Below are 24989 nucleotides of genomic sequence, written 5' to 3' on the forward strand. Positions count from 1 at the left end.
TTCAGCGCGTGAAGCAAGCGATCAAAGCTGCGCTAACTTCCTGACAAACCGAAGGTTTTCACCTTCATTCACCGCCTGAAACGCTGTGCGTCCCCGGCAGCGGATGCGTACTTTACGGATTTGGCCGGGCGAGTGCAAGCGGTTTGTGCAAAAAGTTAAGCAGGCCAAACGAAACGCTAGTAAGAAGGCTAAAAACAAAAAAACCGGCAGATCAAACTGCCGGTAAGGAGGTAAACGGTTATATCAAGCAGGCGGCGCTAGATTTCAAAGCCCAGACCGAAGTCATCGCTTGATATCGCCATCAGGCTTCCCGCTCCGGCCTGAATCATTTGGGCATGAGCCCGGGTGCGCGGTAAAAGGCGCTGATAGTAAAAGCGCGCGGTGTCGATCTTCGCCTGGTAGAACGCCTTGTCGTCACCGTCGAGCCCGGTCGCCGCGCTCTTAACGGCGCGGGCAAACAGATAAGCCAGCGCCACGTAGCCCGAGTACATCAAATAGTCGACGCTCGCAGCCCCCACTTCTTCGCGGTCCTGCATCGCTTTCATGCCCACGCCCATGGTGAGCTCGCCCCACTCGGCGTTGAGCATAGCCAGCGGCTCGATGAAGTCCTTGAGCGCTGGGTTATCGGCCTCGGTCTTGCAGAACTTGTGAATCTCCTTGGTAAAGACCTTCAGCGACTCGCCCTGGCTCATCAGCACCTTGCGGCCCAGCAAATCGAGGGCCTGGATGCCGGTGGTGCCTTCATAAAGGCGCGTGATGCGCGCATCGCGCACCAGCTGCTCCATGCCCCACTCCTTGATGAAGCCGTGACCGCCAAAGACCTGAACGCCTTCGTTGGTGCTTTCGAACCCCACCTCGGTCAAGAACGCCTTGACGATAGGTGTTAAAAGCCCAAGCAGCGTGTCGGCGCGCTCACGCTCTTCGCCCGCTGCCCCGTGCTCCACCTGGTCGAGCAACTGCGCCGCGTACAGCACCAGCATGCGACCACCTTCGGCGAAGGCTTTCTGAGTCAGCAGCATGCGACGCACGTCGGGGTGAACGATGATCGGATCGGCGGGTTTTTCCGGGGCTTTTTTGCCGGAGAGCCCGCGCATCTGCAGCCGGTCACGGGCGTAGGCAAGCGAGTTCTGAAAGCTCGCCTCGATCAATCCAAGGCCCTGAATACCAACGCCGAGCCGCGCGGCGTTCATCATTGTGAACATGCAGGCAAGGCCCTTGTGCGGCGGGCCGACCAGGTAGCCGGTGGCGCCGTCAAAGTTCATCACGCAGGTGGCGTTGCCGTGAATGCCCATCTTGTGCTCGAGCGAGCCACACACCACGCCGTTACGCTCGCCGGCGTCGCCCTCGGCGTTTGGCAAGAACTTCGGCACCAAAAACAGCGAAATACCTTTCGAGCCTTCCGGGGCATCCGGCAGTTTCGCGAGCACGAGATGCACGATGTTCTCGGCAAGGTCGTGCTCGCCGGCAGAGATGAAGATTTTGGTGCCGGTAACGGTATAGGCGCCGTCCTCCGTCGGCACGGCGCGGGTCTTTATTAAACCAAGATCCGTGCCGCAGTGGGGCTCGGTCAGACACATCGTGCCGGTCCAGACGCCCTCGACCAGCTTGCTGAGGTAGGTGGCTTTTTGCTCTTCGGTGCCGTGGTGGCGCAGTGCGTCGACGGCGCCGTGAGAAAGCCCGGGATACATCCCCCAAGCCAGGTTGCTGGCACAGATCATTTCCGAAAGCGCCATGGCAAGCGACGGCGGAAGACCCTGGCCGCCGTGGTCGACCTCGGCGGAGAGGCCGGGCCAGCCGCCTTCGACGTACTGCAGGTACGCCGCACGAAAGCCGTCCGGCGCTTTGACGTCGCCGTTTTCCAGCCGCTTACAGCCTTGGGCGTCCCCGATCTGGTTGAGCGGTAGCAGCACCTCGCGGGCGAAGCGCCCACCCTCCTCCAGAATGGCACCGACTACGTCCGGCGAGGCGTCGTCGCCTTTACCGATCGCGGCGTAGTGCGCGGGGTAGTCGAGCATTTCGTCCATGACGAAACGCAGATCACGCAGGGGGGCTTGGTAACTGGGCATCGCGGGTCTCCTCAACCGTGGCCGAAAGCCACAGGAAAACGCGGCTTTCAAACGATTGTTTGAAATTAGCGCGACACCTCATATTCGTCAAGCGGGCGTTTGAATTTAGCCGCCATGCGCACGCACTCTTTAGTCGAATAGTGAACGCTCACCTTGTTGCTTTGAGACGACTCGGGCGCAAGCGCCCTTCTCACTGCATGCGAATACCGCCGTCCAGGCGAATCACTTCGCCATTGAGCATCGGGTTAGTGATGATTTGCTCGGCGAGCTGGGCAAACTCTTCGGCGCGACCGAGACGCTTGGGAAACGGCACGGCGGCCACCAAGGCGTCATAGGCATCACGCGGAATCTCGCTCATCATCGGCGTTTCGAACACCCCAGGGGCGATGGCCATGACGCGCACCGCGTGGCGCGAAAGCTCGCGGGCAGCGGGCAGGCTCATGCCGACCACCCCGGCTTTCGAGGCGCTGTAGGCGCACTGCCCCACCTGGCCGTCGAAGGCGGCCACGGAGGCGGTATTGACGATCACCCCGCGCTCGCCAGACGCCGCTGGTGCATTCTTCGCCATCGCCGCGGCGGCCAGGCGCATGACGTTGAAAGTGCCGATCAGGTTGATCTGAACCGTTTTGGCGTAGGCGTCGAGATCCGCCGGCTGGCCTTCGCGGTCAATCAACTTGGCCACGCTCACCACCCCCGCGCAGTGAACAACGCCGGCCAACCGCTGCTCGCCGCCGAGGGCGACCGCTGCCTCGACGACCTTTTCCATCTGCTCGTTTGAAGTAATGTCCGCGGTCATGGCGCGGGCGCGCTCGCCGAGCGCTTTAGCCTGCTCATGTACGCGCTCGCTTACATCGCACAGCAACACGCTCGCGCCAAGGCTCAAAAGCCTCTCGGCGGTCGCCGCGCCGAGCCCGGAGGCGGCACCGGTGATCAAAAATGCGCGCTGGTTTATTTCCATATCACTGCCCTTTACTGGGGTTCATTGAGGCGGCACCCGCCTGGGCGCGCAGCTTGAAACGTTGAATCTTGCCGCTGGGGGTTTTCGGCAGCTCGTCGACGAACTCGATCTCGCGCGGGAAGGCGTGGGTCGACAGGCGCTCGCGTACCAGCGTGCGGATCTCTTCGGCCAGCGCTTCGGTCGGCTCGAAGCCTTCGCGCAGTACAACGAAGGATTTGATGATCTCACCGCGTATCTCGTCAGGCTTGCCTACCGCCGCCGACTCCGCCACGCCCGGATGCGTCATGACGCTGTTTTCGACATCGGTTGGGCCGACCCGATAGCCCGCGGTGGTGATGATGTCGTCGTCGCGCCCGGCGAACTGGAAGCTGCCGTCCTCGTTTTTGATCACCACGTCGCCGGTCAGGTAGTAGCCGTTCACGAACGGGTCCTTCTCCTGCCAGGTGTAGCCCTGGAAGAAGTGCACGGGGGAGCTGGCGATATCCACCGCGAGCACCCCGGGCTCACCCGGCGGAAGTTCGTTGTACTCGGCGTCGAGAATCGCCAGCCGGTAGCCCGGCAGCGGCACGCCCATGCCGCCCACGTGTTTGGGGTGATCGAGGCCATGATGGCAGTTGCAGGTCATGCCGGTTTCGGTCTGGCCGTAGTGGTCCATCACCTCACAGCCCAGGGATTTGACGACCCAGTTGACGACCTCGGTATTGAGCGGCTCCCCCGCCGAGCTCGCCGCGCGCAAGTTGAGCTTTTGGTGAGCGTCGTCGAACAGGCTTGATGCCTTCATCAGCCGATAGGCGGTGGGTGCGGCGGCGAAGTTCGTGATGTCGTGGCGCTTCATGAACGCAAGCGCCCCTTCGGCGCTAAAGCCCGCCTCGCAGAAGTGCGTGGTTGCCCCCAGTAGCAGCGGCCCAGCGATGGCGTAATAAAGCCCGTAAGCCCAGCCCGGGTCGGCCATGTTCCAGAAACGGTCCTCGCGCTTGAGATCCACCGCCAGTTCCATGTAAAGCGCGAACGCCGCCATCGCCTTGAGCGGCACCGCCACGCCCTTGGGCTTGCCCACGGTGCCGGAGGTAAACATCTGTAGAAACGGCGCCTCCGGGTCGAGGCGCGGCGGCGCGTCGCTCATGGGCTCATGCTCGAGTGCGGCCTGCCAGTCGAGATCCGCCGAGTGCTCGTCGCTTGGCCCGCCAATGGCCAGTACCGGTGGGCAGCGCTCGATACCGTCGAACTTGTGCCGGTTGGCGTGATCGGTGATGACCAGCTGCGTATCGGCGCGGCTAAGGCGGTATTCCACCGCATCCGGCCCAAAAGCGGTAAAAAGCGGCTGATACACCGCGCCGATGCGCCAGGTCGCTACCACGGCCACCAGCAGCGCTTTTGAGCGCGGTAGCATACAGGCGATGCGGTCGCCCTCTTTCAAGCCCTGGTCGAGTAGCCAGCCGGCCAAGCGCGCACTTTCGGCGTCGAGCTCACGATAGGTGAGCGTGTGCACCTGCTGGTGAGTATCTTCGTGTACCAGCGCCAGCGTCTCGCCGCGCCCCTGTTCAAGGTGGCGCGCGCAGCACGCCTCGAACGCGTTGAGCTTGCCATCCTTGTGAGTATCGAGGGCTTCGATCACGGCGTCAGCCGAGAAGCGCTCGAGATAGTCGGCATGGGTGGGAAGTGAAGCAGTGTGAGTCATGGCGGCTCTCTTTTGTTATTGGATCGAGCTATTGGGTCGAGCGTGCAACAAGAGACTTGCATTCCGCGGGCATTGGTTTACGTTAACGGAAACTTGCCCTTTGGCTAACGCTAAAAGGATTGCCGGGCCAGCGCAAGCGAGCGGCGCCTCAACGGCGTTAGACGTTGGTCGCGCCCGACAGTGGCTGCGCGCAGCGGCCACCTGTTCCTCGCTACACTTTTCAACGACCACTATCGCCACGAACTTCACTACGACCATTACGACAACAGCCGTGACATGCGTTTTGGAAGCGTCTTGATAACAATGCCATTAGGAGACTCCCCATGAGCAGCGCCAACGATATCGTCTTTCTATCCGCCACCCGCACGCCCATGGGCGCGATGAGCGGCAGCCTTGCAAGCCAAAGCGCCCCGGAGCTGGCGGCGGTCGCCATTCGCGCCGCGTTAGAGCGTGGCGCCATTGCCCCGGACGCCATCGAGGAAGGCATTCTTGGCTGCGTGCTGCCTGCCGGCGTCAAGCAGGGCCCTGCCCGTCAGGCCATGCGCCAAGCCGGCATTCCCGATGCGATCGGCGCTACCACCATCAACAAGCTGTGCGGCTCGGGGATGAAGGCGGCGATGCTCTGTCATGATCTGATCAAGGCGGGCACCAACTCGGTGATGCTGGCCGGCGGTATGGAGTCGATGTCCAACGCCCCGCACCTGCTCACCAAAGCGCGCAGCGGCTACCGGCTGGGCCACGGCGAGCTTAAGGACCACATGTTTTATGACGGCTTGGAAGACGCCGAAACCGGCAAGCTGATGGGTGTGTTCGCCCAGGAAATCGCAAGCGAGCGTGGCTATACCCGCGAGCGCCTCGACGACTTCGCCATCGCCTCGCTCGAGCGGGCGATGAAAGCCAATGAAGACGGCTCCCTGGATGCCGAGATGGCGCCAGTGACGGTCACCACCCGCCAGGGCGAGAGCGTGATCGATAAGGACGAGCAGCCCTTCCAAGCCCGACTCGACAAGATCCGCACCCTGCGCCCGGCGTTTGCCAAGGACGGCACCATCACCGCAGCGAACGCAAGCTCAATCTCCGACGGGGCCTCGGCGCTGATCATGGCCAGCCGCGAAGGCGCCGAGCGCATGAAAGTGAAACCTCTGGCGCGCATGCTCGGCCACGCCACCCACTCGCGCCACCCGAGCGAGTTCACTATCGCACCAGTGGGTGCGATCGAGTCGCTGTTGAAAAAGGTCGGATGGAGCGTCAATGACGTCGATCTCTTCGAGATCAACGAGGCGTTTGCGGTGGTCACGCTGATGGCCATCGACGATCTAGGACTGGATCACGCCAGGGTAAACGTCTTCGGCGGCGCCTGCGCCCAGGGCCATCCGGTGGGCTCGACGGGCTCGCGCATCATCGCGACCCTGATTCACGCGCTGCGCACGACCGGCGGCAAGCGTGGGGTGGCGAGTCTGTGTATCGGCGGCGGCGAAGCAACGGCGGTGGCGGTCGAACTGATCGATTGATCCCCCGGCGGCTTGCATGAAAAAACCCGCATCGACTCGATGCGGGTTTTTATTTACGCCAAAAACGAATAGCGTTTAGCCAAAGCGCCCGGTGATGTAGTCGTGGGTGCGCTGATCCTGCGGGTTGGTAAAGATGTTGTCGGTGGTATCGACCTCGGCAAGATCGCCCATGTGGAAAAACGCGGTGCGGTCGGCCACGCGAGCGGCCTGCTGCATGTTGTGGGTCACCATGACGATGGTGTAGCTCTCGCTGAGCTCGTCGATCAGCTGCTCCACCTTCGCCGTGGCGATGGGGTCGAGCGCCGAACACGGCTCGTCCATCAGAATCACGTCCGGGCTCACCGCCACGGTGCGCGCGATGCAAAGACGCTGCTGCTGGCCGCCGGAGAGCCCGGTGCCAGGCTTATCCAAACGATCCTTGACCTCGTCCCAGAGCCCGGCGCGGCGCAGGCTGCTCTCAACGATGTCATCGAGCTCCGCCTTGCGCTTGGCAAGCCCGTGCAGGCGCGGCCCGTAGGCGATGTTTTCGTAGATCGACTTGGGAAACGGGTTGGGCTTTTGGAACACGATGCCCACCTGAGCGCGTAGCAGCACTACGTCGCGATCCGGCGCGTAGATATCGCGCTCGTCGAGGGTGATCTTGCCCTCGACACGACAGATATCGATGGTGTCGTTCATGCGGTTCAAACAGCGCAGAAAGGTCGACTTGCCGCAGCCCGAGGGGCCGATAAAGGCCAGCACTTCGTTTTCATAGATATCCAGATCGATGCCGTTGATCGCTTGGGTATCGCCGTAGAAGACGTTGACGCCTTCGGCCTTGAGCTTGACCTTGTCCGTGGCCTTGCTGACGCGGTTTTCACCATTGCCGACGCTGACGCTGGACATGGCGCCGGAAGGCGCGCGTTCGCGGGCGTTCGTAGACTCGGAATTCGCAGAAGAGCTCGCAGAAGAGTGCGTAGAAGTATCCACTTACCACCTCGTTTCGAATTTTTTACGCAGCCAGATGGCCAGCGCGTTCAGGCTGAGCATCAGGCCCAACAGCACGATGATCGCCGCGGACGTGCGCGCCTCGAAGAAGTTGCGCAGCTCGTTACCCTGCCACAGATAGATTTGCACCGGTAGCGCCGTGGACTGATCCATCGGCGAGCCCGGCACGTTGGCCACGAATGCGTTCATGCCGATCAACAAAAGCGGCGCCGTTTCGCCCAGCGCCTGGGCCACACCCAGAATCGAGCCGGTGAGAATGCCCGGCAGCGCCAGCGGCAGCACGTGGTGAAACACGGTTTGCACGCGCGAGGCGCCGATACCGAGCGCGGCTTGGCGAATCGACGGCGGAATCGAGCGCAGCGATGCGCGGGTGGCGATGATGATCGTCGGCAGTGTCATTAGCGTAAGTACCAAGCCGCCGACTAGCGGCGCCGACAGCGGCAGGCGCAGGTAGCCGATGAAGATCGAGGCGCCCAACAGGCCGAAGACGATCGACGGCACCGCGGCCAGGTTGTTGATGTTGATCTCGATGAGATCGGTCAGGCGATTTTTGGGCGCGAACTCCTCGAGGTAGATTGCGCTCGACACCCCCAGCGGCACCGACAGCGAAATGACCACCATCATCATGAACAGCGATCCCATGAAGGCACCGGCCAGCCCCGCCGAGGCGAGCGAGCTGCGCGAGTCGGTATTCATGAATAGCGACGTGCTAAAGGACTGACGCAGCACGTCCTGTTCTTGCAGCACATCGACCCAGGCGCGGGACTGCGGGCTTAACTGCAGCCGCGCGTCCGGCAGGTCCCGATCGATGTTGCCCTTCACCCACACGTCGACATCGGCGCTGGCGAGCATCTTGAGCGACACGGTTTCACCTAAAAGCGACGGGTCCTCGGTGAAGCGGTCGCGCAGCGCGTAGCGTTCGCCGGAGGCGACCAGCGCGCGCAGATCGCGCAGCTGGCGCGGCTCGACCTCTTCGCCCAGGGCCTGCTCGAGCGAGGCATCGATAAGCGACTGCCAGTTCACCAGCCCCGCCTGGGTCAGCCACTGGGTCATGCGCTCATCATACGCGTACTGGGTTTCGCCCTCCTGGCGCTCGGGTTTGGGCGCAATATCGATGACGTCCGGATCGAACGTCACCTCGGTGTAGAGCGTGGCCTGCCAGAAAGCGGGAACGCCCTTGCTCAAAATGCTGGCAAACAGGATGGCGACCAGGGTCAGCCCGGTCAGCACCGCCACCAGCCCCAGCCGGCGGAACGTGTTTTCTTTGCGGTGGCGCTTGGAAAGCGACTTCTCGATCGTTTCGAGGCGATGCTGGCGGCGCTGCTCAATCGTTAGGGACATGGGCATCTACTCGTATTGCTGACGATATTTGCGCACCACGACCAGTGCGATGACGTTCAAGCCCAGCGTGATCACGAACAGCGTCAAGCCAAGCGCGAAGGCGACCAGCGACTGCGGGCTGGCGAAATCCATATCGCCGGTGAGCTGGTTGACGATGGTCACGGTGATCGTGGAGACCGCCTCGAACGGGTTGGCGTGCAGCACCGGGTTGTTGCCTGCCGCCAGCACAACGATCATGGTCTCGCCGATCGCTCGGCTCGCCGCGAGCAAAAACGCCCCGACGATGCCGGGGAGTGCGGCGGGCAGTACCACTTGGCGAATGGTTTCCGATTTGGTCGCGCCAAGGCCCAGCGCGCCGTCACGCAGCGATTTGGGCACCTGCGTGATGATGTCATCGGATAGCGACGAGACAAACGGAATGATCATGATGCCCATGGCGATACCGGCGGTCATGGCGCTGGTGGTGCGGATATTGATGCCCACCAGATCACCGAGCATCGACAGAAACGGGCCGATGACCGTCAGCGCGAAAAAGCCGTACACGATGGTGGGAATGCCCGCCAGAATCTCGATGATCGGCTTGGCGATGCTTCGAAGCCAGGGCGAGGCGTACTCCGACATGTAGATCGCGGTCATCAGCCCCACGGGGATGGCAACCAACAGCGCGATGGCGCTGACCATCAGGGTGCCCCACAAAAGCGGTAGCAAACCGAACTCACCCTGCCCGCTCGAGCCTGCGGTGCTGAAACGCGGGTTCCACACCGTGCCGAAGAAGAAGTCCGCCGGGTGGATAAAGCTGAAAAAGCGCAGCGCCTCGCCAAGCATCGACAGCACGATGCCGACGGTGGTCAAAATGGCCACCGCCGAGCTTGCGGCCAGCGCAAAGGTAATGACCCGCTCGACCTGGTTACGCGCCCGCCAGGTCGGCGAGATGCGCCGACGCGCCAGCACCAGCCCGGCCACTGCCAGCACCGCCATCACCGCGATCAAGGCGATGTTTTCAAGCGTTTGTAGCCGCGCCATGTGACTCGCCGCGGCAAGCTCCTCCGGGCTTCCGCCGCCGGCGACGCCGCGCCCGTCGGCCAGCGCCGAGATGCGGCGCATCAGGGTCTGCATTTCCCGGTCGCCCAGCCCGCTCACAAGCTCCGGCGGCAGTTGGCCGGTGACCAACGTATCGATGAGCTGGGGCGCCAGAAACGACCAGAGAAGAAAAATGACCAGCGCCGGCAGCCCGCACCACAGGGCGACCAGCGTGCCGTAATAACCCGGGCGCGAGTGCAGACGCACGTCGCGGCTTGACGCTACTGCGCGGCTGCGCGTCAGCCCCAGGTGATATGCCAAGGCCATCAGCATCAAAAGCGTGGCGATCAAGGCAAAATTGCTCATGGTATGTCTTCGCCTTTTACTTTCTACGTTTAAACGCCGGCATCGAATGCCTCGATGCCGGCGCAATCACTTTCTCACCTGCCTTGCGTTATCAGGCACGGCGCCTGTTGCAAGGCGGGCCAGACGTTACTCGGCGCTGACCACAGTGCGCGACTCGAACTGCTCGAGCTGCTCCTGACGCTCGCCTTCGTCCATCGGGATGAGGCCTGCGTCTTCCAGCGGGCTTCCGTAGCCGGAGGTCATATCATTGAGGAAGAACTCGGTGTACTCGGCAAGGCCGGGGATGACGTCCAGGTGCTCGCCTTTGACGTAGAAGAACAGCGGGCGAGATACCGGGTATTCGCCGGAGCCGATGGTTTCGAGGCTCGGCTCGACGCCGTCCATGGTCGCCACTTGCAGACGGTCACGGTTCTGGTCGTAGAAGCTCAGGCCGAATACGCCAACGGCGTTCTGCTGGGCGTCCAGGCGGGCCAGGGTTTCGGTGTAGTCGCCGGCGATTTCGACGATACGGCCGTCACCGCGCAGATTGTTGCAGGCGTCCTCTTCCACTTCCGCGACAGTATCGCAGCCGGCGTGCAGTACGCGCTCTTCGAATACTTCACGTGTACCGTGGTTGGAAGCCGGAATGACCAGCGTGATTTCCTGGTCCGGCAGGCTATCGTCGATGTCGGACCAGTTGGTGTAGGGGTTGTCGACCAGCTCGCCATCCTGGGGCAGTTGGGCAGCGGCGGCCTTGAAGACGAATTCCGGCGTCAGCTCGAACGAGTTTTGATCCAGGCGCGAGGCGAAGACGATACCGTCGTAGCCGAATTTCACCTCGAGGATGTCGTTAACGCCGTTCTCGCCGCAGCTTTCGACTTCGCTTTGACGAATCGGGCGCGAGGCGTTGGCGATGTCGATGGTGTTTTCACCCACGCCCTGGCAGAACTGACGCAGACCGCCGCTGGAGCCGCCGGAGCCCACGACCGGCGTGTTGAACTGGGAATAGGTGTTGCCAAACTCTTCTGCGACGATACTGGCAAACGGCAGTACGGTCGAAGAGCCCGCAATCTGAATGGTGTCGCGAGCCATGGCTACGCTGGATACGCCGGCGCCCAGGGCGGCGACTACGGCAACACTTAGCGTCTTTTTGGTTACATTCATCGTTGCGTTCCCCTTGGTGTGAAATCCAGCGCGCCGCTGGAAAAGGTGGCCTTCTGGCCTTCGACACCGAGGAGTCTGCCGCGCTTTGATTGCAATTATATGACAGCGCCGCGCTCACCGACTTTTTTTAACGCGCCCCAACGCACATCAAGGCAGCGTTGCCGGGCGCGGCGTCAGCCAGCGCACGCCCAGGTTACCCATCAGCGCCACCGTTAGCATGGTGAGCAGCATCGGCCACAGGTGATCGACCTCGAATAGCCCGACCACCACCCCGGCAAGCGCTCCACAGGTGAACTGAATACCGCCCAGAAGCGCCGTTGCCGTGGCGCTGATATGGCCAAAGTGATCCAGCAGCGACGAGATGGCGTTGGGCGTGATCAGTCCGATCATGCCGGTGAACAGCATAATCAGCGGCACCACCACGTACAACGTGGCCAGCCCCAGGGCGTTGACGAGTACCAGCGCCAGCGCCGCCACCAGCTGAACGCCCAACCCCAAACGCAGGTTTTGCTGCGGCGTGCGGTGGCGCAAAAGATAAATATTGACCCGGTTGGAGAGCGCGATGACCACCACGTTGACCCCGAACACCGCCGGGTAGATATGGGGAGAGAGCGAGAAGTAGTCCAGATAGAGAAACGGTGAGGCGGTGACGAAGGCGAACAGCCCGGCGAAGGAGGCGGCGACCGCGCAGATATACCCCATCGCCTCGCGGTGGCGCAGCACGCTTGCGTAATTCCGCAGTACCTGGCGCGGCGAAGCGGCCGGCAGGCTCATGTCACGCGTTTCCGGAAGCTTCGTCCCCAGAAGCCATAGCAAGAATCCGGCATAGACCGCCAGAAACCAAAATATCAGCCACCAGTCGCCGACACGCAGCAGAAGACTCCCCACCGCCGGAGCCACCAGCGGCGCCAGCATCATGATCATCGCCATGGTCGACATCACCCTCGCCGCCTCGCGCCCGCTGAAGCAGTCGCGCACGATTGCCGCCGAGTTCACCACGCACGCCCCGCCGCCCAGCGCCTGCACGAAGCGCCAGGCCAGCAGCGCGCCGAGGCTGTCCACGGTGCTGATCAACAGGCTGGCCAGCAAAAAGACCACCAGCCCGCCCATCAACACCGGCTTGCGCCCGACTCGATCGGAGAGCGGCCCAAAGCAGAGCTGACCCAACGCGAAGCCGAACAAAAACATGCTGATCGAAAGCTCGGTGCGATGAATGCTCTCATCGATCGCCTGGGCCAGAATGCCGATCGCCGGCAGATACGCGTCGATGGCAAAGGGCGCAAGCGCGGTGTTGGCGGCGACCAAAAGCGCCACCCGGCGTGAGTTGAGCTGCATGGATCTCCCTATCGCATCACTATCCTGGTCCTGGCCCCCGAACCGAAACGGCTCGGCGGGCGTGCCTTCATGATACTGCACTTGTTCACCCTTGAACGCTCGGTTCAAAAAACGGCAACAAATCGCGCTTAGTCTAGTGCTATTTTACTACGCGAGCCTAAATGCCCATGACCCTCAAAGCGCTTCACCATATTTCGCTTCGCACGCTGGCCGTGGCCGCGCTCTCGCTGGTTACGCTTTGCGTCGTGGCCCTCGCCCTGCTCGCCTGGAGCGTGATCGAACGGGGGCAACACGATCTGGCGCTGCTCGAGCGGGTCAACGTCCAGCAGGCGTCTTCACTCAACCGGCTGCATATCGCGAGTCTTGAAGGGCTTCATCGCCTCGACCGGGCGCTCGAGCGCCAGCTCAGACCTTCGCTTGGCGACCCGGTCGAGGCGCTCGAAGCGGTCGAGCGCGAAATCGAAGAGATGGACAGCGCCCTGGCGCGATTTCTCGCCGCCAGCGCCGACTACGCCGGCCGCGACGCGCTCGAAAAGTCGGCCCGGGCACTGATCGCCGCGATGGAGCAGCAGCTTGCGGCGGTTCGCGCCGGCGACCGCGGCGGGTATCGCGAGCTTACCGCCCAAGCACTCACGCTAAGCCAGGCGTTCAGCGAGCAGGCGCGCGCCTTCTACGCCCTGGCCGACCAACAGGGCTCTACCCTGCTCTCGCGCGCCGAGCGCCAAGCCGCCACGCTCGGCCAGGCGCTGATCGCGGGCGTGCTGGCAACGCTCGGCATTCTGCTGATGATTGCCGTGATCGGGCAGCGCTACTTTCTGCGCCCAATCAAAACCCTGGTGGGCCATCTTCGCACCCTCGCCAGAGGTGATTTGAGCCGGGAGGTCGAGAGCCCGGGGCGCAATGAGATCGGCCAGCTCTACGCTGAGCTCGACACCATGCGCCGAGCCTTTGTCGACACCGTCACGGAGCTTCATATTCAGAGCCGCTCGATGTTCGAAAGCGCCCAGCGTTTGGCGCTGGGAAGCGAAGAGCTGACCGCTCAGAGTCGTGAACAGCAGACCTTTCACGCGGCCACGACCACCACGCTCGACGAGCTCACCACCCACACAGCCTCCACCGCCGGCTTTGCCGCCGAGGCGGCAAACCTGACCGCCTCGGCTCGGACGCGCACCGCCGAAGGCAGCGACGTAATGAACGACTTTCTCGCCACCATGGAGCGCATCCAGGCGCGCGCCCGCGAAGTGGACGGGATCGTTGAGACTATCGATGCTATCGCGTTTCAGACCAACATTCTCGCGCTCAACGCCTCGGTGGAAGCGGCGCGCGCCGGCACCGAGGGCAAGGGGTTCGCGGTGGTGGCCGATGAGGTCAGAACGCTGGCCACGCGAAGCGCCGACGCCGCCGGTGAGATCAGAGCGCTTCTGGCGGAGTCGGCTCGTCAGATCGAGCAGGGCTACGCGCGCTCGCGCCAGGCAAGCGACACCATGCACGACATCGCCGACACCGGCGAGCAGGCCAACCGCCTGATGGCACACATCGCCAGCGCCGCCCAGGAGCAGCATCGCCATATCGAGCGGCTCAACGCCACGCTTGCCGAACAGACCCAAACCCACCGGGCCAGCGCCGAGCGGGTCGAACAAAGCGCCCGGGATGCGCTTGCGCTCGAACAGATCGCCGAGGCGCTCAGCGAAGCCGCCGACGCTTTTCAAATCGACGACGCTCCGCCGGCCGGCTTTAGCTGGCGCCCAGACCAGGCGTTAATGCAATCCGCGCGAGGCAATATCCACAGGCCGGAAGCCTTGCTAGAGTAGGGTTGGACTCAACAGGGAGGAGCCTTACATGAGCACGAGCCTACTCGCGCAGCTAAAAAAGATGACCAAGGTCGTCGCCGACACCGGCGATCTGGAAACGATCCGCCGCTTTCGCCCGGAGGACGCCACCACCAATCCGTCGCTCATCCTGCAGGCCGCCCAGCAGGAGGATCGCCGCGAGCGCCTGGCCGTCATCGCCCGCGAAAGCGCGGATATCGACGAGGCAGTGGATCGAGTCGCGGTAGAGATTGGCTCCGAGATCAGCGAGCTGGTGCCGGGTTTTGTGTCAACCGAGGTCAGCTCGCGGCTCTCTTTTGATCGCGAGGCGACGATCAAAAAGGCGCACTCGCTGATCGAGCGCTACGCCAAAAACGGCGTGCCCGCCGAGCGCATCCTGATCAAGACCGCCTCCACCTGGGAGGGCATTCAGGCCGCACGCCAGCTTGAGCGCGACGGGATTCGCACCAACCTTACGCTCTTGTTCGGCTTCGCCCAGGCCAAAGCCTGCGCCGACGCCGGTGCGACGCTGATCTCGCCGTTCGTCGGGCGTATTCTCGACTGGCACAAAGCACAAAACCCGGACGGCGACTTCAGCGGCGACAACGACCCGGGCGTGGCCTCGGTCAAGCGCATTTTTGAGTACTACAAGGCGCAGAACTACGCCACCATCGTGATGGGCGCAAGCTTTCGCAACGTCGACGAGATCAAGTCGCTCGCCGGCTGTGACCGCCTGACCATCTCCCCGGCGCTGTTGAACGAGCTCGATGAAGAGCACGGTACGCTTGAGCGCAAGCTGAGCGCGAAAAGCGCGCAGGCAAACGCCGACGACGCCCTGAGCGAGCAGGAGTTCCGCTGGGCGATGAACGACGACGAGATGGCCCACGACAAGCTTGCCGAAGGCATTCGCAAGTTCATGGCGGATCAGAAAAAGCTCGAGGAGCTGCTGGCCAAACTGCGCCAGTGATCGCCACTGCTGGATGAGCCGTGCCACGCGAGCGGGCAAAACGAAAAGGCCCCGAGGGTTTGCTCCCCGGGGCCTTTGATGTCTAGCGATGGGGCATCGAGCAATGCCCTAGTGCACCGGCGAGTCCTGGGATTCCAGCATGTCGACCAGCGGCTGGAACTGTTCGCGGTTGTGCTCGTTCATGTGCATGAGGATGCGGTGCGCCTCCAGGATTCGGTCACGCAACCCCTCCTCGTCCGAGGGCACTTCGGGCAGCTCGGTCAGCGTCGGATCAATGCCGCCAACGTTTTGAAGCGGCGCCTCGACCAGGGTAAAAAAACGCGCGAATCCCATCACATCCAGCATTTTCTGAATGTCGGGGTTGTCGGCGATGATCGTCGGCGGATGCTCGAGACGCCCTTTCACCGCCATGGCGACCTTGGCCAGAAAGCCCAGGGCGCTGGAATCGACGTTGCTCGCCTCGCGCAGGTCGATCATCACCGAACGAAGCCCGGGGGTGTCGGCAAGACGCTGGGCCTGGACGTCGAGCGTGGCGCAGAGCGTCAAGCGCACGTCGCCACAGAGTTTCAGGATGAAAACCCCGGAATCGAATGCCGCTTTGATACGGCCTTCCTCAATCAGCATGACCAAATCCGCTCACCATCATGATTGTCAGATCGTCGGGCAAAGCGTTGCGGTCCTGGCCCTCTTCGTCAGCCGCCTCCCCCTCCATCAGCAGGGCGTTGGTCTGAACCAGCCGGTCGCGCAACCGCTCGAGTGTGTCACTCTCGCTTACTAATTGCTCAAGCTCCATGAGCCGCGTGTCGAGCGTCTTACCCGGCAAGCATTCCAATACGCCGTCTGAACAGAGCCACAGGCGAAAGTCAGGCGGAAGGTCACAGCTAAGGGAAGGATACTCGATATCGGGGAAAAGCCCGACCGGCATGCCCTCGCCTTCAAGGCGCGTCAGGCCCTGATCGGTCACTAGTATCGGCATCGGTAGCTGTGCACCGAGCGAATAGTGAAGGGTCTTGGCCTCGTGGTCAATCACCCCAACGAAAAGGGTGGCGTGCTTGCCGATGTCGGTATCCTGAAGCTCGCGGTTGAGCGCCTTGAGCCATTTGGCGGCCAAACGCTCCGGCGCCTGGCCGTCCCACTCGTTAAGCCATCGAATAAACAGGTACTTGAGCAGCACCGTGACGAAGGCCGACGACGCGCCGTGGCCAGATACATCGGCAAAGTAGAAGGCGCTGAAGCGCTCATTGTAGGGCTGGTAGTCGAGAAAATCGCCGGATAAATAAAGCGACGGCGCGAACCAGTAATCGAATCGAGCGCCGTTGATGGTGCGCGCGTTCACAGGCAGCAGCCGGCGCTGGATGTGCCCGCCGCTTTGCTGATCCATGCGCAGAAGCGCCAGATGCGTCTCCAGGCTTTCGTTGAGCTCCTCGAGGCGCGCCCGGTCGCGCTCGCGTTCGCGGGCCAGCGCACTGAGCTCGACCGCCTTGCGAATCATGCGCCGTAAAAGCTCGCTATGGCGCAAGGGGTCGACCACGTGATCCAGAAGCCCGCTCTCCACCGCCTGAAAGAGCTCGGTGTCCTCACGGGAGTCGCTGACCACCAGGGTCGGCACCCGGGCGGCCAACAGCGCCCACTGCTCGCGGGGCACCACGCCGACCCGCGCCACGACCAGCGCGACGTTGTCGGGCAAACGCTCGATGTCGCTGGCAGCCAGCACCGCCATGTCGCGGCAGGTGATGGCGCGAGTAAGCGCATCGCGCTCATCGCCGGGGGCATCGATGACCGCGATCAGATACTTGGAGGAATCCATATCAGGCCTCAGTCGGCGACGTTATCGTCACCAAAATCTGCATCGTCGAATTCGAAGCTGTCCATGGCGAAGGGGTCGTCTCCGAGCTCGCCGTCGTTGATCATGAACTGGCGGCGCTGCAGATAGGCGTCGCGAATGAACTGATAGCGGTCGCCGCTGATCAGCGACTCCTGGTCGAGCAGCCCCGCCCGGGTGTCGATGACGTTGAGCGCGGTCAGGCTGATACGTACCGCGTCATCCTCGACGTAGGTATTGGGATACGCGGCCAGATCCGCCGGCAGGCCCGTGGTGTCGCGCAGCGTGCTCGGGCCGAGCAGCGGCAGCACCAGATAGCGCGAGTCGCTCCAGCCCCAGCGCGCCAGAGTCTGGCCGAAATCTTCCTCGTCCGCGGTGATCTCCATGTGGGTCGCGTAGTCCAGAAGACCACCGATACCGACCGTCGAGTTGATCAAAAACCGCGACGTCGCAAGCCCAGCGTTGGCCGGTTTGCCCTGCAAGAGGCTATTGAGCGCGGTGCGGATCTCGCCGAGGTTGGAGAAAAAGTTGCCCACGCCGGTTTGCACCGGGTCCGGGGTGACGTTGCGATAGCCGGTGGCCACCGGCTTCAACGCGTAGCGGTCGAGCACGTCATTGAAGGCGAACACGCGTCGGTTGAAGCTTTCCCAAGGGTCGTCCGGGTGCGCCTGCTGCGCCGTCGTTTGGGTGCTGGCACAGCCGGACAGCCCCATGGTGGCCAGCAGCACGACCGGCAAAGCGCTCTTGAGCGCGCCGGCGTTGAGTCGATTGGCCCTTGAGGCGGCTAGTAACCATGGCATGATGATTCCCTCGTTTTTGGTGTGTCCCTGCTTTATTTAATGCAAGCGCCTACTGGCAGCGAAGCACGACGCTGCCGGCGCTATAGCCTGCCCCAAAGGAGCAGATCAGGCCGGTGTCGCCAGCCTTGAAATCGTCGCGGTGCAAGTGAAACGCGATGATCGATCCTGCGGAGCTTGTATTAGCGTAGCGATCGAGAATGATCGGCGCCTGACTTTCGTCGGGGTCGAACCCGAGCACCTTGCGCGCGATCAGATCGTTCATGTGCCGATTCGCTTGGTGTAGCCACAACCGCTTGACGTCTGCGCCCTGGAGTTCGAGCGAGGCCAGGTGCGAAGTGATCAGGCTTGCCACCATCGGGCACACCTCCTTGAACACTTGGCGCCCCTGCTGCACGAACAGCTTGTCGACGCCGAGCGGGTCGCTGTCGGTCACGCGGTTCAAAAAGCCGGCGTTGTTGCGAATGGCGTTGGAGAACCGGGTCACCAGGCGCGTGCCCAGCACCTCGAAGCGCTGGCTCGCCACGGCAAGGTCGCTGCGCTCGAGCACCACCGCCGTGCACGCGTCGCCGAAGATGAAGTGGCTATCGCGGTCGGTGAAATTCAAGTGCGCCGAACAAATCTCCGGGCTCACCACCAGCGCGCGCTTGACGCTTCCTGACGCGATGGCGTTGGCCGCGGTTTCGATGGCAAAGGTGGCCGAGCTGCAGGCGACGTTCATGTCGAAGCCGTAGCCCGCGGTGCCGAGCGCCTGCTGGATCTCGACCGCCACCGCCGGATAGGCGCGCTCCAGATTCGAACAGGCAACGATGACAAGCTCGATCCCCTCGGCCTCGACGCCGGCGTTTTCCAGCGCCTGGCCTGCGGCCTTAACGGCCATCTCGCACTGAATCGACGGCTCGTCATCAGAACGCTGAGGCAGGCTTGGGCACATGCGCGCCGGGTCGAGAATACCCTCGGCGTCGAGCACATAACGGCTCTTGATGCCGGAGGCCTTTTCGATGAACTCGCTGCTCGAATAGGCGAGTGCGGCCTGCTCGCCGGCGGCAATCTCGGCGCTAAAGCGCTCGTTGTGACGATCAACATAGGCGTTGAACGTCGCGACCAGTGCCTCGTTGTCGATGGCGTGTTCCGGGGTAAAAAGGCCCGTGCCGGTAATCACCACGTCGTTCATGCGTGTTCTCCCTGACGTATTTCCCAACCACCCAAGCCTTCGGCCCTGGTGCATCGAGCTTAATCGTCGCCCTGCGGTGTCAGGGCGCGTTGGCGCCTCAAGGGCGCGTGATCTCTTCCCACTGTTTTTCGAGGCGCTTGACCGACACCGGCATGAGCGTGCCGAGCTGCTGGGCGAACAGCGACACGCGAAGCTCCTGAATCCACCAGCCGAAGGCGACCAGCACCGGGTCCTCGACCTGGCCGCGGCGCTCGCTTTCACGCCGGGCGTCGAACTTCGCCTCCAGCGCCTGGATCTCCTTCATCATCATCTGGTCGCGCCCCCGCTCGCGCCCCGCCTTTTCAAGGCGAATCAGCGCGGCATCGAAGTACCGAGGGTACTCCGAAAGCCACTCCCCCGCATCACGGATGAAGCCAGGATAGACCAAACGCTGCATTTGCGCCCGCACATCGCTGTAGACGAGCGCCTGAGAGAAGTCGAGATTGCCCTTGAGCCGCTTGGCGAGTTCGAGATGCCCTTTAAGCGCCGCCTCGACCTCTTTTAAAAGCTTTTCTGCGCGCTCGGGCAGCTCATGTTCCACCTCATCGAGGCGCGCCTCCAATTCCCCCGCCGAGCGCGGGAGCGGGTCGATGGCCACCACCTGAGTAAACACCGCCAGCAGCACGTCGTCGATGAACGCGGACTTCGCGCCCACGTTGGTGAACAGCAGCGCGCACTTTTCAAGACGCGCCAGCGCGCGGATGGCCTTGACCCGCTCGCCGCGCTTGGTAATGGCAAGCCGCGCCACGCCTTCACGGTGCGCGGCCAAGGCCTTGGCCGGATGGTCGAACAGCGCCACCTTGAAGGTCTCGCCGTCGACGGTCAACGCCGGGTAAGCCTCAACGCGGATGCCGGCCTGGGTGGTCACCCGCGACTCGGGCAGCGGCGACGAGGGAAGCTCGTTCAGCGCCGGCGCCTGGGTGGCCTCTTTGGCCAGCGCCTGAGCGCCCAGGGTGGCCGCCTGCTCGAAGCGCTTTTCGAGCGCGCGCAGGTCGCGCCCCTGGCCGAGCGTCTCACCTGCGTGGTCGACCACGCGCACGTTCATGATCAGGTGCGCGTCGAGCTGATCCAAACGCCAGTCGTCCGGATGAACGCGGGTGCCGGTACGCTGGCGCAGAAACTCGCCCAGCGCCTCGACAAGCGGTCGCTCGTAAGGCACGAGCGTTTGCAGCGCAGCGTCGACCCAGTCGGGAATCGGCACCACCTGGCGGCGAATGCTCTTGGGCAAGGACTTCAACAGCGCGATGCACTTTTCGCGCAAGAGCCCCGGCACCAGCCACTCAAGCGCTTGGGTTGGCAACTGCGAGAGCATCGCCGCAGGGACGGTGAGCGTCACGCCGTCGTCCTCGGCACCGGGGGCGAAGTGGTAGCTCACAGGGTAGGCAACGCCGCCCAGGGTCAGATAGTCCGGATACTGAGCGCGGGTAACGTCTTCGGCATCGCGCGCCTTGAGCGAGGCGATATCGAAATGCAAAAGCTCGGGTGTTTCGCGCTCGGCCTGCTTGCGCCAGTGCTCGAAACCCTTGCCGTTGACCACATCAGACGGAATGCGCTCATCGTAAAAGGCAAACAGCGTCTCTTCATCGACCAGAATGTCGCGTCGCCGCGCCCGGTCCTCGAGCGCCTCTACCTCATCGATCAATGCGCGGTTGTGGGCGAAAAACGCGCCCTGGGTCTGAAACTCGCCTTCGACCAGCGCCCGGCGGATGAAGATCTCGCGGGACTCTTTAGGATCGATGGCACCAAAATTGACCCGCCGGCGCGAGACGATCGCAAGACCAAACAGCGTCACCTGCTCGAAGGCCACGACCTGAGCGCGCTTCATTTCCCAGTGCGGCTCGCTATAGCTTCGCTTGACCAGGTGCCCGGCCTGGGGCTCGATCCACGCCGGGTCGATCTTCGCCACGGTGCGGGCGTAGAGTTTGGTAGTCTCGACCAGCTCGAACGCCATCACCCACTTGGGCGTCTTTTTGGCAAGCCCGGAGCCCGGGTGGATGAAGAACTTGCGGTTACGCGCGCCCAAGTATTCGCGGTTCTCGAGCAGATTACCCAGATTCGACAATAGCCCCGAGAGCAGCGACTGATGCAGCCTGGCCGACGTCTTGCGCCGCGCCTGGCGCGCTTGCTCCTCGCTTTCGTCTTCGTTGGCGGGCAGCGGCCCCGGCACCTCGATGTCCATGTCGCGCAAGAGCTGCCTGAGCTGGCGGAAGGTGTCGTGCCACTCGCGCATACGCAGATAGTTGATGAAATGATCGCGACACCAGCGGCGCAGCTGGCTGCTGGAGAGCGAGGCGCGGGCGTTTTCGATGCCGTGCCACAAATTCAGCAGCGCCACGAAGTCGGAGTCCGGGTCGTGCCATTTCTGATGGGCCTGGTCGGCGGCCTGGCGCTTGTCCGCCGGGCGCTCGCGCGGGTCCTGAATCGCCAGCGCCGAGACCACCACCAGCACGTCGCGAAGGCTCTGGCGCTCGGCGCCTTCGAGCACCATGCGCGCAAGCCGCGGGTCGATGGGAAGTCTTGCAAGCTTGCGCCCGAGCGCACTGATCTGCTCCTTGTGATCCACCGCGCCGAGCTCGAACAAAAGCCGAAAGCCGTCCTTGACGAAGCGGCTATCTGGCGGATCGACGAAGGGAAACGCCTCGATGTTGCCAAGCTTCAACGACAGCATCGACAAAATCACCGAGGCGAGATTGGTGCGCTGGATCTCCGGATCGGTGAACGCCGGGCGCGAGAGGAAATCTTCCTCGTCATAGAGGCGAATACACGCGCCTTCAGCAACTCGCCCGCAGCGGCCCTTGCGCTGATTGGCGCTGGCCTGGCTAATCGGCTCGATGGGCAGGCGCTGAATCTTCGCCCGGTAGCTGTAGCGGCTGATGCGTACAAGGCCCGGGTCGATGACGTAGCGAATGCCAGGCACGGTGAGCGAGGTTTCCGCCACGTTGGTGGCAAGCACAATGCGCCGGCCGCGGTGCGGAGCGAACACCCGGTTCTGCTCTTCGTTGGAGAGCCTTGCGTAGAGCGGCAGCACCTCGGTGCCCTTGAAGTCCGCCCGGCGCAGGGTGTCGGCGGTTTCACGAATCTCGCGCTCGCCGGGAAGGAAAATCAGCACGTCTCGCGGGCCGTGCAGCCAGCCGCGCTCACGCTCCAAAGTTTCGATCTCGCCGACCGCCTGAAGTATCCCCTCCTGGAGCGTGCGATCCTCTTCGTCATCATCGCTTCGCACCAGCGGACGGTAGAGCACATCGACGTCATAGGCTCGCCCGGAGACTTCGACCACCGGCGCGGGCTTTTTGCCGTCGCTAAAGTGGGCGGCGAAGCGTTCGACATCGATGGTCGCGGAGGTAATGATCACCTTGAGATCCGGGCGCTTTGGCAGCAGCCGCTTGAGATACCCCAGCAAAAAATCGATGTTGAGACTGCGCTCGTGGGCCTCGTCGATGATGATGGTGTCGTAGCGCCAGAGCATCGGGTCGTGCTGGGTTTCGGCCAGCAGGATCCCGTCAGTCATCAGCTTGACCAAGGTATTCGGCGCGCTTTGATCCGTAAAGCGTACCTGGTAGCCCACCTGCTCGCCAAGGTTCACCTCAAGCTCTTCGGAGATACGCGTGGCGACGCTGCGCGCAGCAAGACGCCGCGGCTGGGTGTGGCCAATCAGGCCCCGGCGGCCGCGGCCGAGCTCCAGGCAAATCTTGGGTAGTTGGGTGGTCTTGCCCGAGCCGGTTTCACCGGCCACGACGACGACCTGGTGATCGCGTATCGCCTCCAGAATGTCCTCGCGGCGCTCGACCACGGGAAGGTTGGGCGGGTAGCTGACAGATACGTGGGTCGAGGCGCGGCGCTCGAAATGGCGCTGGGCCTTGTCGATTTCGCGGCTTAGCTCGGCAAGGCCGCGGTCGATGGGTTTGTCCTCACGCAGACGCCGCTTGAGCCCGTCGACCCGCCGCGCCAAGCGGTGGCGGTCGCGAAGGGTCAACTCGTCGAGGGTGCGCTCGAGCTGCGTTACCTGGTCGGCGCTGGTCAAGGAGGGCGTCTCGGTGGTCACGTTAGGCTCAAATTCCATCTGAAGAAACAAAAATTCGGCCCGCCTGAAAAAGCGGGCCGAACAGTATAGCGCTTTCACTCGCGACAGGGCGAACCCAACGGGTGCCCTGCTTTTTTAGGCGTTCGCCTGCTCCTCGCCCTGCTCTTCACTTTTTTGCTCGTCGCGAAGCTCGCGACGCAGCACCTTGCCCACGTTGGTCTTGGGCAGCTCGTCGCGGAACTCGACATACTTGGGCACCTTGTAAGCGGTCAACTCTTTCTTGCACCAGGCACGCAGCGTTTCGGCGTCGAGGCTTGGATTTTTCGAAACCACGAAGAGCTTGATCGCCTCACCCGCGCCTTCGTCCGGCACACCCACCGCTGCCGCTTCGACGACGTCCGGGTGGCCGGCCACCACGTCCTCGATCTCGTTGGGGTAGACGTTGAAACCGGAGATCAGAATCATGTCCTTTTTACGGTCCACGATGCGGATGTAACCATCGTCCTGGAGCACGGCGATATCGCCACTGTGAAACCAGCCGCCTTCGTCGATCGACTTTTTCGTCTCGTCATCCTGGTTCCAGTACCCCTTCATCACCTGGGGGCCCTTGATGCAGAGCTCGCCCGGCTCGCCCAAGGCGACGTCGTTGCCGTCGGCGTCCACGGTCTTGACCGAGGTGCCCGCCACGGGCTTACCGATGGTGCCAAGCTTGATGGCGTCGGTGGGGTTGAAGCTCACCACCGGCGAGGTCTCGGTCAGCCCGTAGCCTTCTGCCACCGGGCAGCCGGTCACCTCTTCCCATCGCTGAGCAACGGGTTTGGTCAGCGCCATGCCGCCGGAAATGGTGAGCTTCAAGTGCGAGAAGTCGAGGGATTTGAAATCGTCGCGCTGGCACAGCGCGTTGAACAGCGTATTGAGGCCGATGAAGCCGGAGAACTTGAGCTTTTTGAGCTCCTTGACGAAGCCGGGCAGATCGCGCGGGTTGGTGATCAGCGCCGAGTGATTACCGGTGTCCATCAAAAACAGGCAGTTCACCGTGAAGGTGTAGATATGATAGACCGGCAGCGGTGCCACGATGGTTTCGCTGCCATCCTTTAGGTGCTTGCCGATCGCCGCGCGCGCCTGGAGCATGTTGGCGATCAGGTTGGTGTTAGTCAGCATTGCGCCCTTGGGCCGGCCGGTGGTGCCGCCGGTGTACTGGAGCGCGGCCACGTCGTCCGGGGTGCGCTTGACCGGGGTGAACGCTTTCGCGCCGCCGGCTTTCATCACCTGGCGAAAGCCGGTAGCGCCGGGCAGCCGGTAGGTCGGCACCATCTTCTTGACGTACTTGACCGCGGCGTTGATCAGCCAGCGTTTCGGCACGCCGTTAAGATCGGCGAGCTCGGTGACCACCACGTGTTTGATATCGGTTTTATCGAGCACTTTATCGAGCTTGTGCGCCATGTTCGCCAGAATCACGATCGCCTTCGCGCCGGCGTCCTTGAACTGGTGGGCCATTTCACGCTCGGTATAGAGCGGGTTGGTATTGACCACCACCAGCCCCGCGCGCAGCGCACCGAACACCGCCACGGGAAACTGCAGCACGTTGGGCAGCTGAATGGCGATGCGATCGCCGGGTTTTAGGTCGGTATGATGTTGTACCCAGCTGGCAAAGCGCCCGGCGTCGCGGTCGAGCTCGTCGAAGCTCAGAGTTTGCCCCATGCAGCTAAACGCGGGCCGGTCGCCGTAACGCTTGACGGCATTGTCGAAAACGTCGACGACGGAATCGAACTTGTCCAGCCCTTCAAGCGTGGGGCCATTTAAAATGGGCGCATCGGCGTGTTCGCTCATGGTGCAATCTCCGCTATCCGTGTCGATAAATGGACCGAACTTATTGTTTTTTAGACTTTTTTGCTGACCGTTTTAGTGACCGCTTTGGCGATCCCGGGTGTTGACGTCGCTCCAAGATATACCAGG

Annotated in this window: 17 protein-coding genes; 3 read left to right on the forward strand and 14 right to left on the reverse strand. The window is 62.7% G+C overall.

The features are described 5' to 3' along the window. Positions 1–257: 257 nt before the first annotated feature. From MQW23_RS14430 to MQW23_RS14440, 3 genes are all read right to left on the reverse strand, one after another. Complete coding sequence (locus MQW23_RS14430; protein ID WP_252108908.1) at positions 258–2066, reverse strand: acyl-CoA dehydrogenase C-terminal domain-containing protein; 1809 nt, start codon at positions 2064–2066, stop codon at positions 258–260. 190 nt (positions 2067–2256) lie between these two features. Next, positions 2257–3024: an SDR family NAD(P)-dependent oxidoreductase gene (locus MQW23_RS14435; RefSeq protein ID WP_252108909.1), complete on the reverse strand. Its 768-nt coding sequence runs from the start codon at positions 3022–3024 to the stop codon at positions 2257–2259. A 1-nt stretch (position 3025) separates the two neighbouring features. Then, positions 3026–4702 carry an AMP-binding protein gene (locus MQW23_RS14440; RefSeq protein ID WP_252108910.1) on the reverse strand — a complete coding sequence of 559 codons (1677 nt, stop codon included), beginning with the start codon at positions 4700–4702 and terminating at the stop codon, positions 3026–3028. A 323-nt stretch (positions 4703–5025) separates the two neighbouring features. Between MQW23_RS14440 and MQW23_RS14445 the strand changes: the two genes are divergently transcribed. Beyond that, entirely contained in the window at positions 5026–6213 is a 1188-nt protein-coding gene (locus MQW23_RS14445) for an acetyl-CoA C-acyltransferase (RefSeq protein WP_252108911.1), read from the forward strand. A gap of 75 nt (positions 6214–6288) precedes the next feature. Here the strand turns inward: MQW23_RS14445 and pstB are convergent, their stop codons facing one another. The 5 genes from pstB to MQW23_RS14470 form a co-directional block, all read right to left on the reverse strand. Further along, a complete protein-coding gene (pstB, locus tag MQW23_RS14450; RefSeq protein WP_252109181.1) occupies positions 6289–7098 on the reverse strand; it encodes a phosphate ABC transporter ATP-binding protein PstB in 810 nt (269 codons plus the stop codon). An 84-nt stretch (positions 7099–7182) separates the two neighbouring features. Further along, complete coding sequence (gene pstA / locus MQW23_RS14455; protein ID WP_252108912.1) at positions 7183–8541, reverse strand: phosphate ABC transporter permease PstA; 1359 nt, start codon at positions 8539–8541, stop codon at positions 7183–7185. A gap of 6 nt (positions 8542–8547) precedes the next feature. Further along, positions 8548–9927, reverse strand: a complete 1380-nt coding sequence (gene pstC / locus MQW23_RS14460; protein ID WP_252108913.1) for a phosphate ABC transporter permease subunit PstC — start codon at positions 9925–9927, stop codon at positions 8548–8550. A 126-nt stretch (positions 9928–10053) separates the two neighbouring features. Further along, a complete protein-coding gene (locus MQW23_RS14465; protein ID WP_252108914.1) occupies positions 10054–11070 on the reverse strand; it encodes a substrate-binding domain-containing protein in 1017 nt (338 codons plus the stop codon). Between the two features lie 147 nt (positions 11071–11217). Next, positions 11218–12405: a multidrug effflux MFS transporter gene (locus tag MQW23_RS14470; protein ID WP_252108915.1), complete on the reverse strand. Its 1188-nt coding sequence runs from the start codon at positions 12403–12405 to the stop codon at positions 11218–11220. Between the two features lie 161 nt (positions 12406–12566). On the opposite strand from MQW23_RS14470, the gene MQW23_RS14475 reads away from it, so the two are divergent. Further along, the gene (locus MQW23_RS14475; RefSeq protein WP_252108916.1) at positions 12567–14216 is read left to right on the forward strand and encodes a methyl-accepting chemotaxis protein; all 1650 of its coding nucleotides are present in this window, start codon (positions 12567–12569) and stop codon (positions 14214–14216) included. Positions 14217–14244: 28 nt separating this feature from the next. Then, positions 14245–15180, forward strand: coding sequence for a transaldolase (gene tal, locus MQW23_RS14480; protein WP_252108917.1), 936 nt, complete (start codon positions 14245–14247; stop codon positions 15178–15180). A 108-nt stretch (positions 15181–15288) separates the two neighbouring features. Here tal and MQW23_RS14485 read toward each other — a convergent pair whose 3' ends face one another. The 6 genes from MQW23_RS14485 to MQW23_RS14510 form a co-directional block, all read right to left on the reverse strand. Further along, positions 15289–15804, reverse strand: a complete 516-nt coding sequence (locus tag MQW23_RS14485) for an STAS domain-containing protein (RefSeq protein ID WP_252108918.1) — start codon at positions 15802–15804, stop codon at positions 15289–15291. Beyond that, complete coding sequence (locus MQW23_RS14490; protein ID WP_252108919.1) at positions 15794–16987, reverse strand: PP2C family protein-serine/threonine phosphatase; 1194 nt, start codon at positions 16985–16987, stop codon at positions 15794–15796. Before MQW23_RS14490 ends, MQW23_RS14485 begins: the two co-directional genes overlap by 11 nt. 8 nt (positions 16988–16995) lie before the next feature. Further along, complete coding sequence (locus MQW23_RS14495; protein ID WP_252109182.1) at positions 16996–17715, reverse strand: MlaA family lipoprotein; 720 nt, start codon at positions 17713–17715, stop codon at positions 16996–16998. A 136-nt stretch (positions 17716–17851) separates the two neighbouring features. Beyond that, positions 17852–18973, reverse strand: coding sequence for a beta-ketoacyl-ACP synthase III (locus MQW23_RS14500; RefSeq protein WP_252108920.1), 1122 nt, complete (start codon positions 18971–18973; stop codon positions 17852–17854). 97 nt (positions 18974–19070) lie between these two features. Beyond that, positions 19071–23072 carry an ATP-dependent RNA helicase HrpA gene (hrpA, locus tag MQW23_RS14505; protein ID WP_252108921.1) on the reverse strand — a complete coding sequence of 1334 codons (4002 nt, stop codon included), beginning with the start codon at positions 23070–23072 and terminating at the stop codon, positions 19071–19073. Between the two features lie 96 nt (positions 23073–23168). Beyond that, positions 23169–24863 carry an AMP-binding protein gene (locus tag MQW23_RS14510; RefSeq protein WP_252108922.1) on the reverse strand — a complete coding sequence of 565 codons (1695 nt, stop codon included), beginning with the start codon at positions 24861–24863 and terminating at the stop codon, positions 23169–23171. Positions 24864–24989: the final 126 nt, after the last annotated feature.

Source organism: Halomonas sp. S3-1-1 (genome assembly GCF_023757625.1).
Taxonomy (GTDB): domain Bacteria; phylum Pseudomonadota; class Gammaproteobacteria; order Pseudomonadales; family Halomonadaceae; genus Vreelandella.

Coding starts and splice junctions, on each gene's coding strand:
- MQW23_RS14430 (WP_252108908.1), bottom strand. CDS start 2,066: ATGCCCAGTTACCAAGCCCCCCTGCGTGATCTGCGTTTCGTCATGGAC.
- MQW23_RS14435 (WP_252108909.1), bottom strand. CDS start 3,024: ATGGAAATAAACCAGCGCGCATTTTTGATCACCGGTGCCGCCTCCGGG.
- MQW23_RS14440 (WP_252108910.1), bottom strand. CDS start 4,702: ATGACTCACACTGCTTCACTTCCCACCCATGCCGACTATCTCGAGCGC.
- MQW23_RS14445 (WP_252108911.1), top strand. CDS start 5,026: ATGAGCAGCGCCAACGATATCGTCTTTCTATCCGCCACCCGCACGCCC.
- pstB (WP_252109181.1), bottom strand. CDS start 7,098: ATGTCCAGCGTCAGCGTCGGCAATGGTGAAAACCGCGTCAGCAAGGCC.
- pstA (WP_252108912.1), bottom strand. CDS start 8,541: ATGTCCCTAACGATTGAGCAGCGCCGCCAGCATCGCCTCGAAACGATC.
- pstC (WP_252108913.1), bottom strand. CDS start 9,927: ATGAGCAATTTTGCCTTGATCGCCACGCTTTTGATGCTGATGGCCTTG.
- MQW23_RS14465 (WP_252108914.1), bottom strand. CDS start 11,070: ATGAATGTAACCAAAAAGACGCTAAGTGTTGCCGTAGTCGCCGCCCTG.
- MQW23_RS14470 (WP_252108915.1), bottom strand. CDS start 12,405: ATGCAGCTCAACTCACGCCGGGTGGCGCTTTTGGTCGCCGCCAACACC.
- MQW23_RS14475 (WP_252108916.1), top strand. CDS start 12,567: ATGCCCATGACCCTCAAAGCGCTTCACCATATTTCGCTTCGCACGCTG.
- tal (WP_252108917.1), top strand. CDS start 14,245: ATGAGCACGAGCCTACTCGCGCAGCTAAAAAAGATGACCAAGGTCGTC.
- MQW23_RS14485 (WP_252108918.1), bottom strand. CDS start 15,804: ATGCTGATTGAGGAAGGCCGTATCAAAGCGGCATTCGATTCCGGGGTT.
- MQW23_RS14490 (WP_252108919.1), bottom strand. CDS start 16,987: ATGGATTCCTCCAAGTATCTGATCGCGGTCATCGATGCCCCCGGCGAT.
- MQW23_RS14495 (WP_252109182.1), bottom strand. CDS start 17,715: ATGGGGCTGTCCGGCTGTGCCAGCACCCAAACGACGGCGCAGCAGGCG.
- MQW23_RS14500 (WP_252108920.1), bottom strand. CDS start 18,973: ATGAACGACGTGGTGATTACCGGCACGGGCCTTTTTACCCCGGAACAC.
- hrpA (WP_252108921.1), bottom strand. CDS start 23,072: ATGGAATTTGAGCCTAACGTGACCACCGAGACGCCCTCCTTGACCAGC.
- MQW23_RS14510 (WP_252108922.1), bottom strand. CDS start 24,863: ATGAGCGAACACGCCGATGCGCCCATTTTAAATGGCCCCACGCTTGAA.